Here is a 15,975-nt window from a genome sequence, read left to right on the forward strand (position 1 = left end):
TTGGCCGCAAGCCTAGCCGCGCCACACCAGCCAGCGCGGCATGTGGAATTTCACCAGCGCGCGATAACACGCCAGATAAAACAGCACGAAGCCGGCGGCGGCCAACTTCAGCAGGCTGTCCGACTGCCAGCACAGCATGGCCAGCACGGTCGGCAGCAGATTCAGCAACCACAGATATGGCGATGTCGCGCTATTGCGGCGCAGACGGTCGCCATCCCGCGGCCGCACCAGCCGCTTGTACACCAGCATGTGCAGATGCAGGCCATCGGGCTGGCCGGGCGACATCTGCCGCAGCAGCTTTTTGCGGTACATCGAGAACACCGTTTCGGTAATCGGATACAGCAATAGCAGGCAAGGAAACCACGGCGACACTTGCGGATGGCGCACCACCAGCAACACCGACAATTGCGCCAGCAAAAAGCCGATCAGATATGCCCCGGCATCACCGGCAAACAGCCGCCCGCCGGGAAAGTTCCAGTAGAGGAAGCCGGCCATGCAGCCGGCCAGCAGCAGCGACAACTGCCAGAACCAGACATCGCCCAGCTGCCAGCCCAGCCAGGCAAACGCGAGGCTGACCATCAGCGCCACACCCGGCATCAGGCCGTTGTAGCCGTCAATGATATTGATGGAGTGGCAGACGCCGCCGACCGCAAAGATGGTCATCACACTGGCGGCTAACAGCGAGTACTGCAGCAAATCATCCAGATACGGCAGGCTCAGGCTGGTAAGGCGCGCATCGAACAGCCAGATAGCGATGGCGGCCGACAGAAAAGCCACCACCAGCCGCTGCAAGGGGCTGACGCGGCGGGTGACATCCTCGACAAGACCGGCAGCAAACACCGGCAAGGCACTGGCCAATAGCCACAGATAGGCGAGCAGACCTTCACCCCCCGTCAGCAGCCAACCAGCCAGCGCCAGCAACAGGCCGCCCAACAGCGCAATGCCGCCGATACGCGGGGTTGGCCGCGTGTGGAATTTCTGCACGCCGGCCAGATCGTGATCAAGTGAAAAGCGCTGGTGCCAGCCCGGATGGCAAACAATCAGCCACGCGGTGAAGGCCGCCCCCAGCGCAGCAATGAGTAATAGCGTCATGTGCGGACAGGTTCGGATAAAGTTGTCCGGCCTTCATGACAAGTCGATCAGATGGCCGGCCCCGCACTGTACCGCAAACCCTCTTGCCGCCAAAGAGGCAGGTTAGACCAGCCCGGACCAACCCAGCAGCGCCCCGGCACACAGCAACCACAGCGGGTTGAGATTCGAGCGCCAGGAAATCAGTGCACACACGCCGCACAGCAGCCACTGCGCCCAGTGGTGATTGGCCAGCGTCGCCAGCATCCACGCCCCGCCCATGACCAGCCCGATGGACAGTGGCGCAAAGCCGCGCTGCATGGCCTTGACCAGCGGCCGCTCGCGCCAGCGCTGCCACCAGCCCGACACGTGATAGGCCAGCAGCGACGATGGCCCGCAAATACCGGCCAGGCTCACCGCCGCGCCCGGGATGCCGCCGATCTGCCAGCCGATCAGACTGGCCACCAGCACATTCGGCCCCGGTGCCGACTGGGCAATCGCGTACAGATCGGCAAACTGGCGGCCACTCAACCAGCCATACTGATCGACAATCAGCCGGTACATCTCGTACACCACCGCATTGGCACCACCCACAGCCAACAAGGACAACTGGCCGAATACCAGAAACAGCAACCATAAAGGCACCATCTCAACGCCCCTTTCGCATCAGGTGGCCGGCCCAGAACACCGCCAGCGGCACCAGACCCAGCAGGCTTAACAACAAGGGCCAGCGCATGATGCCGACACAGACAAAGGTCAGCAGCGCAAAAAACAGCACCCAGCCGGCTCGCTCGAGTTTGGCAGCCAACCTCAGGCCCATGCCGAACATCAGCCCGGTCGCCGCCGGTGCCAGCCCGGACAACAGGCCTTGCAAGGTCGGGCTGGCCTGATGCTCGCGGTACAACAGCATCAGCGCCATCGCGATACAGAACGGTGCCAGCAGCAGGCCGATCAGCGCTGCCAGCGCCCCGCGCGGGCCATGAAAGCGCCGGCCGACCGCCACCGACAGGTTCACCACATTCGGCCCAGGCAGGATCTGCCCCAGCGCCAGCATTTCGGCGAACTCCTCCTCGCGCAGCCATTTCTTGTCTATCACCAGCATGTGATGGGTAAGCGGCAGCACGCCGCCAAAGCCGGTAACGCCGATGCGGAAAAATCCGCCAAACAGCTCGCCCAGCGTCGGCGTGATGGCCGCGGCTGCTGCGTGCTGCTGATTGAGTGTGGTCGAGGTATCCATACCTGAATGTTGGCCGCAGGCACTTTGCCTGACAACCGAGTTTTTTCCACCACGCTTGTGCAGTAAACTCACAAGCATGCACAGAAAACTTCCTCCGCTGAATGCGCTGCGCGCCTTTGAAGCTGCGGCTCGAGCCGGCAGTTTCACCGCTGCCGCCGATGAGCTGTTTGTGACTCACGGCGCGATCAGCCGCCAGATCCGCCAGCTGGAAGACTGGCTCGGCATTCCGCTGTTTCACCGCCTTGGCAAGCGGGTACAGCTGACTGCCGCCGGCCGCCAGTATCTGCCGGTGCTGCAGACCGCCTTCGACAATATCGCGGCCACTGCCGAAAAGCTGACCCGCCAGCAAGCCAGCGTCCTGCGCATCAATGCGGTGCCGACACTGACCATGCAATGGCTGCTGCCACGGCTGACGCGCTTCCAGCTACAGCATCCCGGCGTGGAGCTGCGCCTCGCGACATCGGACGATGCCATCAACAACCAGCATGCCGACTTCGACATCGCCATCCGTCGTGGCGACGAGCACTGGGAAGGTTTCGTCTCCCACCCCTTCCTGCACGAGTACGAACAGCCGGTCATCAGCCCCGCCCTGCTGGCACGCCAGCCACTGCAAAGTATCGAAGATCTGGCCAGACATACCCTGTTACATGCCGAATCGCGGCCGGTCGCCTGGACGCGCTGGCTGGCCGCCGCCGGTCATCCGGCGTTGCAGCCCGCGGCCAACCAGCGTTTCGATCACTACTACCTCTGCCTACAGGCCGCAGTCGACGGCCTGGGCGTGGCACTCAGCGGCCAACCCGCCATCGATGCGCTGATTGCCAGCGGCAAGCTGGTGACCCCTTTTGCCGGCCCATTGGTGCCTTCACGCGGTTATTCCTGGGTGGTGCCGCTGGCACTGGCCGAAGATCCGCTTTGTGCCGCTTTCTGCCACTGGCTGGAAGACGAAGGCATATCCGGCAGCCCCTGAAGAACTTATGCCAAACCGCGAAGTCGATAAGCCACTGGTCTTACAAGTTAAAGACCAGTGGTCTTATTTAGCTCCTTCGCATTACTGCCAATATCAATAAATGACATAGCACTTAATGCTTGAATATAGCGTTAAAGTTTGTTGCGTCATTGTGACACTTGCGAGCGTAACTGTTTCGATAGGCTCATCATTGGTATTGCACTGGTATCGCGCTGGTATTAGATTGGCCTCCACTGCCTGAGTCAGTCCGTTTCAAGAGACAGACCGGCAGCGCACCAGAGAACCGTCCCGCGCCTTCCGGCGTCGAGGCGACGCCGGCAACAGCGTTAAGCGACTGCTGCGGCACCCGATCACAACACAACCAATGAATGTGAGCTTGAGGATGAAACTGAAAACCATCTCCCGCGCTATGTTGCTGGCCGCCGGCCTGACCGTTTCTTGTGGCGCCTTTGCCAATGACAAGCCGGTTATCGAAGTCTGGACCATGAGCCTGTCGCCTAAGTTCGACAACTACTTCAAGGATCTGGTTGGCAAATACAATGCCCAGAACCCGAACGTACAGGTGAAGTGGACCGACTACCCGTGGGACGTTATCCAGTCCAAGTTCACCGCTGCCGTTGGTGCCGGCAAGCCGCCAGCGCTGGTTAACCTGAACGTGCCTTGGGCTTACGACTACAAGCAGGATGGCATCATCCAGCCGATCGACGGCATCATCAGCAAGTCCCAGTACGCCAAGGGCGCGCTGGCTGACGTGACTTTCGAGGGCAAGACCTACGCCTTCCCTCACTACAATGGCGCCAACGTCATTGCCTACAACAAAGACCTGTTCGCCCGTGCCGGCCTGAAAGCCGCACCGAAGACTTTTGACGAACAGCTGAGCTTCTCCAAGGCCATCAAGGCCAAGACTGGCGTAGCCGGTTTTGCCCCGACTCTGGGCCCGACCAAGATTGAAGGCTTCTTCATCCAGAACGGTCTGGACGTTGTCAAAGGCGGCAAGGCAGCCTTCAACAGCCCGGCTCACGTTGCCATGGTCAAAAAGCTGGCCGAAGCCTACAAGTCCGGCGCGCTGCTGAAGGACAACCTGTTCGCCCAGGATAACTTCCAGGTGCAGATGCAGGCTTACAACTCCGGCAAGATGGCCATGCTGGTTTCCACCCCTACCTCGCTGACCCGTATCCGCGACGAAGCGCCACTGCTGTACAAGCTGACCGAAGTTGCTGCCGCGCCAGTAGGCCCGACCGGCATCGCTTCCGGCGGCTGGATGTTCAACTTCGCGGTAGCGAAGAACGTCGACAAGGCCCTGCTGCCTGAGGTGGGCAAGTTCGCCACCTTCCTGACCAACGATGCCAACCAGTTGGCATTCTCCAAGCTGGCCGGCACCCTGCCGACCGCTGCCAAAGCTGCCAAGGATCCGCACTTCCAGACTGTAGCCGCTCCGGGTGGTGCAGTTGAGAAAGCGGTAGCCGTGGCTGCCGACAGCCTCGACAGCACTCGCACCATCTTCCTGTCCGGCGTGAAAGATCCTGAGGTTCTGTCCAACCGTCTGGCCGCTGCCGTAGAGCAGGCCGTGACCGGTCGCAAGGATGCGAAAGCAGCCCTGGACGAAGCCGCAGCCTTCTGGAACAGCAAGCTGTAAGCAAAGCGGTAACGGTCATGTCGCTGTGGGCGTGACCGTTGTCTGATGACCACTGACCGGCGCCATGCGCCGGTCGGCGGGCCGCCCTTTGCCCGGCGTTTCGGGCTGGGCCAACGGCAAACCGAGTGTAGTGAAATGAGTGCAACTTCCAAGAAAAACACCCTGCAGGCCTGGCTGTTCCTGACGCCGGCGCTGTTGTTGCTGATCGTGTTTTCTTTCTGGCCGGTAGGCTTCGGTTCTTACCTGGCATTCACCCAATACAATCTGATCGACGCCCCGGTGTGGGTCGGTCTGGATAACTTCCGCGAACTGTTTGCGGACGAGTTGTTCATCAGTGCGCTGAAGAACTCCGCACTGTATCTGCTGGTTGTTCCCGTCATCATGGTGCTGGCCATCCTGCTGGCCGTGCTGGTGAACAACTCCCTGCCTGGTATCAAGTTTTTCCGCGCCGCCTACTACCTGCCGGTGGTGACTACCGTCTCGGTAATCGGCGTGATCTGGAACTTCATGTACACCGACGATGGCGCACTCAATGCCATTTTGCGCTGGATGCACATGATCAACGAGCCGATCGGCTGGCTGTCTGACGACCGTATTGCGCTGTTCTCGGTGATGTTCGTCACCGTCTGGCGCGGTCTGGGCTGGTATATGGTGCTGTTCCTCGCCGGCCTGCAAAGCATTCCGCAAGACGTTTACGAAGCAGCCGTTCTCGACGGTGCCAATGCCTGGCAGCGTTTCTGGAAGATCACCGTACCGCTGCTGATGCCGACCATCCTGCTGTGCTCGGTGATGTCGATGTTGGCCGCAGTCAAAGCCTTCGAAGAAGTCCAGATCATGACCAAGGGTGGCCCGATGCAATCGACCTACACCGCCCTGTTCTATGCCTACGAGTTCGGTATCAAGTCGCTGAACTTCGGTCGTGCCCTTGCCGCAAGTCTGGTGATGTCGGTGTTCTGCATTGCACTGGCCTGGCTGAACTTCCGCTACCTGCAGCCAAAGAGCAAGTGAGGATGACATGGAACAAACCCTTAGCCTGCCAGCGAGCCGCAGCATGAAAAAGATCAACACCCACAAACTGGGCAAGAACGCGCTGCACTATCTGGTGCTGTGCCTGTTGGCCGTGATTACCGTCTACCCGTTCTGGTGGACGCTGGTCACCGCCCTGTCGACCACCGGTGACGTGTTTACCTACCCGCCACGGATGTGGCCGGAAAACCCTGGCCTCGACAACTTCATCGAAGTGTTCAAGACCATTGATGTGATCGCGTTCTACAAGAACTCCATCATCATCTCGCTGGCCACCGTCGCCGGCACCCTGATCGTCTGTAGCATGGCCGCCTATCCGCTGGCCCGTATGAAGTTCAAGGGCCGCAATATCGTGTTTGGCGCGATTCTCGCCACCATGATCCTGCCGTCCGAGGTGAACTTCCTGGTGAACTTCATCACCGTGTCCAAGCTGGGCATGGGTGACACCTTCTCCGGCGTGGTACTGCCAGGCATTGCCGGCGCAGTTGGCGTATTCCTGATGAAGCAGGCTTTCGAAGCGGTACCTAACGACCTGATCGACGCGGCTCGCGTAGACGGTGCCACCGAATGGCAGATCTTCTGGAACATCATGCTGCCGCTGGCACGTCCGGCACTGGCCGCCTTGACCATCCTGACCCTGGTATCGGCATGGAACCAGTACATCTGGCCGTCCATCGTGATGTCCAGCCCGGACAAGTTCCCGCTGTCGGTTGGCGTGCTGTATCTGTCCGGTGCCTTCAGCTTCAAGATTCGCGTGGTAGCCGCCGGTGCCGTCCTGACCGTGCTGCCTATCCTGATCGTGTTCCTGTTCACCCAGCGCTACTTCCTGCGCGGTTTTGACGGAGCCGTGAAATGACATCGAGCGCCAAGCAACTCGCTGGCCGCGCCCTGATGGTGGATGTGGCTGGCACCAGCCTCAGTGACGCGGAGAAAGACTTCCTGCGTGACAACCATATCCGCGCCATCTGCCTGTTCCGTCGCAATGTGCGCGACGCCGAGCAGACCCGGGCACTGGTTGGCGAGCTGCAGGCGGTCTGTGGCAAGGATGTACTGATTGCCATGGATCAGGAAGGCGGCGCGGTGATGCGCACGCTGTTCCTGCCGCAAGCACCGAATGGCATGGCGATTGCCGCCAGCGGTGACGAGCAACTGTCTTACCAGGTTGGCCGCGCCGTAGCGCGGGGCCTCGCCTCCATCGGCGTCAACATGAATTTCGGCCCGGTGCTGGACCTGAGCAACAACCCGCAAAACCCGGTGATTGCCGAGCGCAGCTTTGGCGAACACCCGCAAGTAACCGCAAGGTTGGCCGCAGCTTGGGTGCGTGGTCATGAAGACGAACAAATTGCCACCTGTCTCAAGCATTTCCCGGGACACGGCGACACAAACGTCGACTCGCATCTGGATTTGCCAGTAGTGCGCAAGACCCTGGCCGAGCTGGAAGATTACGAATTCGCCCCGTTCCGCGCCCTGCTGCCGGATAGCCCGGCACTGATGACCGCCCACATCCTGTTCCCCGAACTGGATGGCAACTGGCCGGCCACCCTGTCGCCGGCCATCCTCGGCGAGCTCTTGCGTCAGCGCTGGAACTGGCAAGGCGTCGCCATCAGCGATGCCATGAATATGAAGGCCATCCGCGAACGCTGGGGCCAGGCCAATGCCAGTGTGCATGCGCTGGCCGCCGGTGCCGACCTCGCGCTGGTCTTGCAACATCCGGCCGAGATCGCCGCCAGCTTGCAGGCTCTGCAGCAGGCCGAGCAGGAAGGCACGCTGAGTCATGAACGTCTGGCCGAGGCCGATGTGCGCGTCAGCCAGCTGATTGCCCGTTATCCGAGCCAGATCCGTGCTTACGACACGACCCAGCGCCTCGAGGACGAAACGCTGTTTGCCTCGGCCTGGCGCCGTGGACTGACCGCCTATCGCCAGCCGCAACGCCCGGCCAATCGCGTCTTGCGCCTGGTGTTGCAGCAAGAAGCCGCCTCTGACGGCATCAGCGAAGCCGGCCTGCCGGCAGACAAGCTGATCGCCATCCTGCGCCAGCATTTTGATCTCGACATCGTGCGCTTTGTCGCCCGCAGCGAGCTGGACTGGAACACGCTACCGCAGGACGGCATGTATACCGTGCTGGCCTCAACCACTCGCGAACGCTATGGCGTGCGCGAATCTGCAAGCTGGGTGCCGGATCTGCACCTGGCGCTGTGGAACCCGTATGCCGCCGCCGACATCAGCGCACCCGCCCTGTTGACGTACGGTTTTGCCAATGCCGCCCTGCAAGCTGTAGTCGACTGGCTGCTGGGCACGCTGGAAGCGCAAGGCACCATGCCTGCCCGTCTGGCCTAAGCCATCACAAGGACCAACATCATGGCTGAACTGAAACTCAAGCAAATCAAGAAGACATATGAAGATGGCCCGACCGTGATTCACGGCGTTGACCTGCATATCAAGGATGGCGAATTCATGGTGTTTGTCGGCCCGTCCGGCTGTGGCAAGTCCACCATGATGCGCATGATTGCCGGTCTCGAAGACATCACCGATGGCGAAGTGTGGATTGGCGACCGTGTGGCCAACCATGTACAGCCGTCCGAGCGCGGCGTGGCGATGGTGTTCCAGAGCTATGCGCTCTACCCGCATATGAGCGTGCGCGACAATATGGCCTTCGGCCTCAAGCTGGCCGGCAAGAGCAAGCAGGAAATCAACGACGCGGTTGGCCGCGCCGCCGACATCCTGCAGATCAGCCACCTGCTGGAACGCAAACCGAAAGCCCTGTCCGGCGGCCAGCGCCAGCGCGTAGCCATCGGCCGTGCCATCGTGCGCAAGCCGGATGTATTCCTGTTTGACGAGCCGCTGTCCAACCTCGATGCCGCACTGCGCGTGCAGATGCGTATCGAACTGTCGCGCCTGCACAAGGATCTGGGCACCACCATGATCTACGTGACGCACGATCAGGTTGAGGCGATGACCATGGGCGATCGTATTGCCGTATTCAACGGCGGCCGCATCGAGCAGGTCGGCACTCCGCTGGAGCTGTACGACCAGCCGGCCAACCTGTTTGTCGCCGGCTTCCTCGGCAGCCCGAAAATGAACTTCCTGCCGGTCAAGGCCGCCAACGACAACGGCGCCACCAGCCTGCAACTGCCAACCGGCGACATCATCACCCTCAATGGCATCCACGCCAGTGGCGATCTGACCCTGGGCATCCGTCCGGAACACCTGACTTTTGCCGAAAGCGGTATGCCAGTGACGGTCGATCTGGTCGAGCATCTGGGCGATGTCCAGATTGCCTACGTCAAGGTTGCCGGTGTCGAAGAAGCGCTGGCCATCAAGCTGCCAAGCCAGACCAGCTCGCCAAAGAGCGGCTCGGTACAGCGCGTGAAACTCGACAACCGTTTCTGCCATCTGTTTGACGCTCAAGGACAAGCTTTGAGACGCCAGCAGCACTGATTTTTCACGGGCGAAAACCACAGCTCTGAAGGAGAAATGCGAAGTCACGCCCCATTCAAATGACATTCGCATAGAGCAACACTACGCACAAACACGGAGATTTGACAATGCAACTCAAACCACTGGCCCTGATCGTTGCTTCCCTGGTTGCCACCCCGGCATTCGCTGCAGACTGGACTGATGTCTTCACCCTGAGCGGTTCCGCCGAAGCCAACTACATCATCACCGACAACGGTGACACCACCGAGAGCACTCTGGACCGCGCCCTGCTGCTGAACATCGATGCAGCCAAGAAAATCAAGGGCGGCATGACCCTGGGTGGCCGTATCTCCCAGAAAATCACTGGCGGCGAAACCGACACCAACAAGGTTGGCTTCGGCAGCCGTGAAGCTTACGTATCCCTGTCCGGCGACTTCGGTACCGTTAAAGCCGGCCGTACCTTCCTGAACTCCTACCTGACTCTGGACTGGCCGTATGGTCAGGTTGGTTTCTGGGGCGTGGCGGAAGCGGGTACCGGCAAGGTAACCGGCAAGGTCTACCTGCCGAACACCCTGAACTACCAGTCGCCTAACTTCGGTGCGGTAAACTTCACTGCCCAGCACGGTTGGGACAACAGCAAGCACAACAAGGACAGCGTGTATGACCTGGCTGCCAACATCAATGTAGGCAAGGGCACCGTGACTGTTGCCGCTCTGGGCAGCAAGCCTAAGGTTGCCGTGGGTGCCGCCCAGGTTGAAAACACCCAGCAGTTCATCGCTGCAAACATCTCCGTCAGCGACGCGCTGACCCTGCGTGGTGCCATCCAGTCCTACAAGCAGACTGCCGGCGGCGCGACCAACAACAAAGGTAGCGAGTACTCGCTGGGCCTGACTTACGGCATGGGCGACGCCGGCTACATCAAGGCTGCCTACATGAACCAGAACAACACCGGCGAAGCTAACGACTTCCAGCGTGTTGCTGTTCAGTACGGCCGTGACATCGGTGGCGGCGCAGAATGGTACGCCCGTCTGATGAAGCAGTCGCCTAAGCACGGCAAAGACGTTAACCAGTTCCTGACTGGCGTGTGGATCGGCTTCTAATTTGTTTGTAGTGCCCCACGGATAGCGATATCCGTACGGTATGGCTAGCCAGCAAGGGAGGCTGGCCATACCATGAGGTCATGGAGCTTGGCCGTTGCCGACTGGCAACGGCACTTTTTTGACCATTTTCCCATCATGACGGTGCCCGGCACCGTACCAGCGGCCTTGAATGACCATGCTTTACGGTTTTGATATTGGTGGAACCAAGATCGAGTTCGGCGCTTTCGATGCAAAACTGCAACGCGTCCGCCAGACCCGCTTTGCCACCCCCTGCCACGATTACGAAGCCTTGCTGACCGCCATTTGCGAGCAGGTGGAACGTTGCGACCAGGAGTTCGGCATCATCGGCCAGGTCGGTATCGGCGTGCCCGGTATCATCGATCGCGTCAGCGGCAAATTGCTGGCGGCCAACCTGCCCGCCGCCAACGGCCAGCAGATGCAGCACGACCTGCAACATCGCCTGCAACGCCGCGTGCGCATCGACAACGATGCCAACTGCTTTGCCCTGTCCGAAGCGATGGACCCGGCCAATCAGGATGCCTCTTCAGTACTGGGCCTGATACTCGGCACCGGCGTCGGTGCCGGCATGGTATTCAAGGGACAGATCCACACCGGCTTGAATCATGTTGCCGGCGAACTGGGCCACATCCGCCTGCCGGTTGATGCGCTGAATCTGTTCGGCGAACACACGCTGCCTATCTTTACCTGTGGTTGCGGCCAACGTGGCTGTATCGACAACTACCTGTCCGGCCGTGGCTTCGAGCAGCTTTACCTCTACCAGTGCGGCGATCGCCTCGGCGCGGTAGACATCATCCGCCGCTATGACGAAGGCCACCCGGCCACGGTGCGCTATGTCGAGAACTATCTCGAGCTGATGGCCTGCTGTTTTGCCAGCTATCTGGCGATTCTTGATCCGGACGTGATCGTCCTCGGTGGCGGCCTGTCGAATTTCGACCTGCTGTACACCGAGATACCGCGCCGTCTGCCACGCTATATGCTGAAGTTCGCACGCGTTCCGCGTATCGAAAAAGCCAGACATGGCGATGCCGGTGGTGTGCGTGGTGCGGCCTTCCTGTGGGCCAATGAAACAGGCAAATCCTGAGCAGGCAAGGGCAGGTGTTGTGTGATTGAAGCAATGCCTGCCAAGCAAAACCGGCTCCATTCCGTAGCCTGCTTGGCAGCCACCTGACAGCGGAGTAAGCTGCGCGCATTACTCCGAGAATACTGCACTGCAGCATCCAACACCTGCCTCCGTCAGCTGACAATCATCATGCAAACCCATCAACCCAATCAGGCGCTTGCCGGCCTGACGCTTGCCGCGCTTGGCGTGGTCTACGGCGATATCGGCACCAGCCCGCTTTATACCCTCAAAGAGTGTTTCAGCCCGCATCTGGGGCTGGAAGTCACCGAGGCCAATGTACTGGGCATCCTGTCCCTGATCGTCTGGGGTCTGATCCTCGTCGTCTCGCTCAAATACTTGGCTTTTGTACTGCGTGCCGACAACCGCGGCGAAGGCGGCATCCTGACCTTGCTGGCGCTGGTACGCAGCTGCGTCAGCAACAAGGCTTGGCCACTGCTGGCACTTGGCCTCTTGGGTGGCGGCTTCTTTTACGGCGAAGTGGTGATTACTCCGGCCATTTCGGTACTGTCCGCTGTCGAAGGTCTCGAAGTCATCACGCCGGCATTCAAGCCCTACATCATGCCGATCTGCATTACCGTGCTGACCGGCCTGTTCCTGATCCAAAAGCACGGCACCGCCAGCATCGGCAAGCTGTTCGGCCCGATCATGATGCTGTGGTTCGGTGCGCTCGGTGCACTCGGCATTGGCGGCATTCTCGACAATCCGACCGTCCTCAAGGCCGTCAACCCGGCCTGGGGTCTCGCCTTCATGCTGGAACACCAGCTGATCGGCTTTCTGGCCTTGGGTTCCGTCGTTCTGGCGCTGACCGGCGCCGAGGCGCTGTACGCCGATATGGGCCACTTCGGTGCCAAGCCCATCCGTCTGGCGTGGTTTTCCTATGTCCTGCCGGGCCTGATGCTCAATTACTTCGGCCAGGGTGCCAATCTGCTGGCTGATCCGTCGGCGCGCAGCAATCCCTTCTTTCACCTGGCTCCGGAATGGGCGCTGCTGCCGATGGTAGTACTGGCCACATGCGCCACCGTCATCGCCTCGCAGGCAGTCATTTCCGGCGTGTTCTCGCTGACCCGTCAGGCGGTACAGCTGGGCTATCTGCCACGTATGGAAATCACTCATACCTCCGAGCGCGAAATCGGCCAGATCTACATTCCACTGGTCAACTGGGGCCTGCTGGTGGCCGTCATTGCCGTGGTGGTGATGTTCCAGAGCTCCAGCGCACTGGCTGGCGCTTACGGTATCTCCGTTACCGGCACCATGGTGATCACCTCCATCCTCGCTTGCACCATCGCACTGAAGAGCTGGAAATGGCCAGTCTGGGTAGTGGCACCGCTGCTGGCCTTCCTGCTGTTCATCGACATTCCGCTGTTTGCGGCCAACGTGGTGAAAATCCTGCATGGCGGCTGGCTGCCACTGCTGATCGGTATCATTGCGTTCACGCTGATGAGCACCTGGAAACAAGGGCGCAAGCTGCTGATGCAGCGCCTGAACGAAATGGCGATTCCGCTCGAAGGCTTCATCGAGAATATGGAAACCTACTCGCCGGATCGCGTACAGGGCACGGCCGTGTTTCTGACCAACTCGACCCATGGCGTGCCGCATGCGCTGCTGCATAACCTCAAGCACAACAAGGTACTGCACGAGCGCATCGTCTTGCTGACCATCCGCAGCGAGGAAGTGCCTTATGTCGACGAGAGCGAGCGCATCGGCATCGAGCGGCTGTCTGACAGTTTCTGGCGCGTGATGGCCTATTACGGCTTCAAGGAAACGCCGAATGTGCAGGAAATCCTCGAACTGTGCGAAGCGCGCGACATGCACTTCGAGCTGATGGACACTTCCTTCTTCCTGTCGCGCGAGACGCTGATCCAGACCGACCGCGAAGGCCTGGCACCATGGCGCGAAAAGCTGTTCGTGTGGATGAGCCGCAATGCCATGCGCGCCACCGATTTCTTCCAGATCCCGACCAACCGCGTCGTGGAAATGGGCGCGCAAGTCGAGCTATAGCCGTCTCTGCTGACCAATAATGAAAAAACCGGGCGACTTCGCCCGGTTTTTTCATGGCATTAACGGTATTCAGACCAACCGCCCGCCGCGTATCTTCAGCCCGAGTTTGCCCAGTTTGCCGATCGCCCCGCTGCTGTGATTGGCATGCGTCAGTGCCACCGCCAGCGCATCGGCTGCGTCAGCCTGCGGCATGCCGGACAGGTTCAGCATGCTCACTACCATGAACTGCACCTGTTCTTTCGGTGCCTTGCCCTGCCCGACTACCGACTGCTTGACCTGCAAGGCGGTATATTCGGCTACGCTCAAGTCCTTCATCACCAGTGCACTCATGCAGGCACCACGCGCCTGGCCCAACATCAGCGTGGCCGCCGGGTTCACGTTGACAAACACCTGCTCCAGCGCCGACTCGGTCGGCTGGTAGGTGTCGATTACCTGATGAATGCCGCTGATCAGCACCTTGATACGCTCGGCCAGACTCGCGCCCTGTGGCGTGCGGATCGCACCTGAGGCGACGTAGTGGCGCTGATTGCCGACAATATCGATCACCCCGAAGCCGCAGATGCGACTGCCGGGGTCGATGCCCAGGATCCGCCGCTTCATGCCTGCGGCCAACCTTGGGCGATACGATCGGCCTCGGCCAGCCGCTCGGGTGTACCCACATCAAGCCAGGTACCCTGCTGGCACTCGCCGCTGACCTTGCCGGCCGCCATGCCATCCAGAAACAGCGGCAACAGCGGCTTGGCTTCGCCCGCGGCACAGCCGGCGAAAAACGCCGGGTGATAGGCAGCGATGCCGCAAAAAGTATACGCATCGTCGCCAGCCTCGCAGGCGGCAACCTTGCCATCGGTGCGCAGGGTCAGATCGCGTCCGGTCGGATAACCGGCCTTGGGCGTCAATACCAGATGCGCCTGCACGCCATCAGCCGACAATTGCCGCGCCGTCGGCAACAACCGGGCAAAGTCGTAGTCGCACAGCACATCGCCATTCACCACCAGAAACGGTGCCTCACCCAGCAAGGGCAAGGCGGTGGAGATGCCGCCGGCAGTCTCCAGCGCGGCCGTCTCGGGTGAATAGCGGATGCTGACGCCAAAACGGCTGCCATCACCGAGCACGGCTTCGATCTGTTCGCCCAGCCAGGCATGATTGATCACCACCTCGCGCACGCCGGCTGCGGCCAACCTTTGCAGATGCCAGACAATCAGCGGCTGGCCGCCGGCAGATAGCAGCGGCTTGGGCGTGTGATCGGTCAACGGTCGCATGCGCTCGCCGCGACCGGCCGCCAGTATCATCGCGCGCATGCTTATTCGCCCGAGGACAGGCGCGTGCTGCTGAACACCGAGCCGATACTGTCGTCGTTATCGCTCTCGTCAAGGCCAAACAGCTCGGCCAGAAGCTGGAACAGCGGCGACAGTTCCTTGTAGCGGCGTGTGGTTTTCTTCAGATAGCGCGCGAAACGCGGAATCTCGGCCAGGTATTGCTGCTTGCCGTCGCGATGGGCGAGGCGGGCAAACAGGCCGACAATCTTCAGGTGGCGCTGCACGCCACACCATTCGAATTCGCGGTAGAAATCATCGATCTGCGCCGGTACCGGCAGGCCGGCGGCGCGGGCTTTCTCCCAGTAACGCACCACCAGATCGAGTACGAACTCTTCGTCCCAGTCGATAAAGGCATCGCGCAGCAGCGAGACAAGGTCGTAGGCCAGCGGGCCGTGAACCGCGTCCTGGAAGTCGAGCAGCGCCGGACGCTCGGCGGTCAGCATCAGATTGCGCACGGTGAAGTCACGATGCATGAACAGCTTTTGCTGGCCATCTACCGCCGGCAGCAAGGCCTGCAGACCGGCATCCCACAGCTTGCGCTGGGCAAAACTCAGCGGCTTGCCCAGCTCCTTGCTGCAGAACCACTCAGGCAGCAGGCTGACTTCGCGCAGCATGAAGGCCTGATCGAATACCGGCAGGCTGGCGCTCGCGCACTGATTCTGGATGGAAACCAGGGTATCGATGGCCTCCAGCAGCAGGTGCTTGTGTACCAGCGGGCGTTCGTCATGCAACAAGGCGGCAAGATAGGTGATCTTGCCCATGTCCTGCAACAGCATGAAGCCCTGCTCGGCATCATGCGCATGAATGGCCGGCACCTTGGCCGCAGGCGCCAACAGCGCCTGTACCGCGGCAAACGGGCGGGTATCCTTGTGCTCGGGTGGCGCATCCATCACGATGCGCGTGCTGCCATCGGCCAGCGTGACACGGAAATACTGGCGGAAGTCGGCATCAGCGGCAGCAAAGTCCAGCTTTACTTCCTGACCGGGAAACTGCGTGGCCAACCACGCTTTGAGGGCTTCGAGTCGTTGCATAGTCGCGTACATCGGCAAATTGGGTACAATGACGCGAT

The 15,975-nt window shown here is 60.6% G+C and carries 15 protein-coding genes; 9 read left to right on the forward strand and 6 right to left on the reverse strand.

Translation table 11 applies throughout. The features are described from left to right. Positions 1 to 12: 12 nt before the first annotated feature. The 3 genes from ACZ9W6_RS02810 to ACZ9W6_RS02820 form a co-directional block, all read right to left on the reverse strand. Positions 13 to 1,092 (reverse strand): MraY family glycosyltransferase, encoded by a 1,080-nt coding sequence (locus ACZ9W6_RS02810; protein ID WP_465189562.1) that lies wholly within the window; start codon positions 1,090 to 1,092, stop codon positions 13 to 15. Positions 1,093 to 1,194: 102 nt separating this feature from the next. Continuing rightward, positions 1,195 to 1,716, reverse strand: coding sequence for a chromate transporter (locus ACZ9W6_RS02815; protein WP_465189563.1), 522 nt, complete (start codon positions 1,714 to 1,716; stop codon positions 1,195 to 1,197). Position 1,717: 1 nt separating this feature from the next. Continuing rightward, the gene (locus tag ACZ9W6_RS02820; protein WP_465189564.1) at positions 1,718 to 2,305 is read right to left on the reverse strand and encodes a chromate transporter; all 588 of its coding nucleotides are present in this window, start codon (positions 2,303 to 2,305) and stop codon (positions 1,718 to 1,720) included. Between the two features lie 76 nt (positions 2,306 to 2,381). Between ACZ9W6_RS02820 and gcvA the strand changes: the two genes are divergently transcribed. The 9 genes from gcvA to kup all read left to right on the forward strand — a co-directional run bounded on the left by gcvA (position 2,382) and on the right by kup (position 13,590). Next, positions 2,382 to 3,272, forward strand: a complete 891-nt coding sequence (gene gcvA, locus ACZ9W6_RS02825) for a transcriptional regulator GcvA (protein WP_465189565.1) — start codon at positions 2,382 to 2,384, stop codon at positions 3,270 to 3,272. Positions 3,273 to 3,654: 382 nt separating this feature from the next. Beyond that, a complete protein-coding gene (locus ACZ9W6_RS02830; RefSeq protein WP_465189566.1) occupies positions 3,655 to 4,908 on the forward strand; it encodes an ABC transporter substrate-binding protein in 1,254 nt (417 codons plus the stop codon). 135 nt (positions 4,909 to 5,043) lie between these two features. Next, on the forward strand, positions 5,044 to 5,916 hold the full coding sequence (locus tag ACZ9W6_RS02835; RefSeq protein ID WP_465189567.1) for a carbohydrate ABC transporter permease: 873 nt from the start codon (positions 5,044 to 5,046) through the stop codon (positions 5,914 to 5,916). A 7-nt stretch (positions 5,917 to 5,923) separates the two neighbouring features. Next, on the forward strand, positions 5,924 to 6,790 hold the full coding sequence (locus ACZ9W6_RS02840; protein WP_465189568.1) for a carbohydrate ABC transporter permease: 867 nt from the start codon (positions 5,924 to 5,926) through the stop codon (positions 6,788 to 6,790). Next, on the forward strand, positions 6,787 to 8,271 hold the full coding sequence (nagZ, locus tag ACZ9W6_RS02845) for a beta-N-acetylhexosaminidase (RefSeq protein WP_465189569.1): 1,485 nt from the start codon (positions 6,787 to 6,789) through the stop codon (positions 8,269 to 8,271). The genes ACZ9W6_RS02840 and nagZ overlap by 4 nt, the downstream gene beginning before the upstream one ends. 21 nt (positions 8,272 to 8,292) lie before the next feature. Further along, the gene (locus ACZ9W6_RS02850; protein ID WP_465189570.1) at positions 8,293 to 9,372 is read left to right on the forward strand and encodes an ABC transporter ATP-binding protein; all 1,080 of its coding nucleotides are present in this window, start codon (positions 8,293 to 8,295) and stop codon (positions 9,370 to 9,372) included. A 107-nt stretch (positions 9,373 to 9,479) separates the two neighbouring features. Next, positions 9,480 to 10,451, forward strand: coding sequence for a porin (locus tag ACZ9W6_RS02855; protein ID WP_465189571.1), 972 nt, complete (start codon positions 9,480 to 9,482; stop codon positions 10,449 to 10,451). 169 nt (positions 10,452 to 10,620) lie between these two features. Beyond that, positions 10,621 to 11,553, forward strand: a complete 933-nt coding sequence (nagK, locus tag ACZ9W6_RS02860; RefSeq protein ID WP_465189572.1) for an N-acetylglucosamine kinase — start codon at positions 10,621 to 10,623, stop codon at positions 11,551 to 11,553. Between the two features lie 168 nt (positions 11,554 to 11,721). Next, a complete protein-coding gene (kup, locus tag ACZ9W6_RS02865) occupies positions 11,722 to 13,590 on the forward strand; it encodes a low affinity potassium transporter Kup (protein ID WP_465189573.1) in 1,869 nt (622 codons plus the stop codon). A gap of 69 nt (positions 13,591 to 13,659) precedes the next feature. On the opposite strand, the gene ruvC is transcribed toward kup, so the two are convergent. From ruvC to ACZ9W6_RS02880, 3 genes are read right to left on the reverse strand one after another with little or no spacing between them, the layout of a single operon-like run. After that, the gene (gene ruvC / locus ACZ9W6_RS02870; protein WP_465189574.1) at positions 13,660 to 14,190 is read right to left on the reverse strand and encodes a crossover junction endodeoxyribonuclease RuvC; all 531 of its coding nucleotides are present in this window, start codon (positions 14,188 to 14,190) and stop codon (positions 13,660 to 13,662) included. After that, positions 14,187 to 14,888, reverse strand: coding sequence for an N-acetylmuramate alpha-1-phosphate uridylyltransferase MurU (gene murU / locus ACZ9W6_RS02875; RefSeq protein WP_465189575.1), 702 nt, complete (start codon positions 14,886 to 14,888; stop codon positions 14,187 to 14,189). The genes ruvC and murU overlap by 4 nt, the downstream gene beginning before the upstream one ends. Positions 14,889 to 14,890: 2 nt before the next feature. Then, a complete protein-coding gene (locus ACZ9W6_RS02880; RefSeq protein WP_465189576.1) occupies positions 14,891 to 15,937 on the reverse strand; it encodes an aminoglycoside phosphotransferase family protein in 1,047 nt (348 codons plus the stop codon). Positions 15,938 to 15,975: the final 38 nt, after the last annotated feature.

This window comes from Vogesella lacus (genome assembly GCF_979366295.1).

Excerpts from the sequence above, each read along its gene's own strand:
- ACZ9W6_RS02810 (WP_465189562.1), bottom strand. The coding sequence starts at position 1,092 with ATGACGCTATTACTCATTGCTGCGCTGGGGGCGGCCTTCACCGCGTGG.
- ACZ9W6_RS02815 (WP_465189563.1), bottom strand. The coding sequence starts at position 1,716 with ATGGTGCCTTTATGGTTGCTGTTTCTGGTATTCGGCCAGTTGTCCTTG.
- ACZ9W6_RS02820 (WP_465189564.1), bottom strand. The coding sequence starts at position 2,305 with ATGGATACCTCGACCACACTCAATCAGCAGCACGCAGCAGCCGCGGCC.
- gcvA (WP_465189565.1), top strand. The coding sequence starts at position 2,382 with ATGCACAGAAAACTTCCTCCGCTGAATGCGCTGCGCGCCTTTGAAGCT.
- ACZ9W6_RS02830 (WP_465189566.1), top strand. The coding sequence starts at position 3,655 with ATGAAACTGAAAACCATCTCCCGCGCTATGTTGCTGGCCGCCGGCCTG.
- ACZ9W6_RS02835 (WP_465189567.1), top strand. The coding sequence starts at position 5,044 with ATGAGTGCAACTTCCAAGAAAAACACCCTGCAGGCCTGGCTGTTCCTG.
- ACZ9W6_RS02840 (WP_465189568.1), top strand. The coding sequence starts at position 5,924 with ATGGAACAAACCCTTAGCCTGCCAGCGAGCCGCAGCATGAAAAAGATC.
- nagZ (WP_465189569.1), top strand. The coding sequence starts at position 6,787 with ATGACATCGAGCGCCAAGCAACTCGCTGGCCGCGCCCTGATGGTGGAT.
- ACZ9W6_RS02850 (WP_465189570.1), top strand. The coding sequence starts at position 8,293 with ATGGCTGAACTGAAACTCAAGCAAATCAAGAAGACATATGAAGATGGC.
- ACZ9W6_RS02855 (WP_465189571.1), top strand. The coding sequence starts at position 9,480 with ATGCAACTCAAACCACTGGCCCTGATCGTTGCTTCCCTGGTTGCCACC.
- nagK (WP_465189572.1), top strand. The coding sequence starts at position 10,621 with ATGACCATGCTTTACGGTTTTGATATTGGTGGAACCAAGATCGAGTTC.
- kup (WP_465189573.1), top strand. The coding sequence starts at position 11,722 with ATGCAAACCCATCAACCCAATCAGGCGCTTGCCGGCCTGACGCTTGCC.
- ruvC (WP_465189574.1), bottom strand. The coding sequence starts at position 14,190 with ATGAAGCGGCGGATCCTGGGCATCGACCCCGGCAGTCGCATCTGCGGC.
- murU (WP_465189575.1), bottom strand. The coding sequence starts at position 14,888 with ATGCGCGCGATGATACTGGCGGCCGGTCGCGGCGAGCGCATGCGACCG.
- ACZ9W6_RS02880 (WP_465189576.1), bottom strand. The coding sequence starts at position 15,937 with ATGCAACGACTCGAAGCCCTCAAAGCGTGGTTGGCCACGCAGTTTCCC.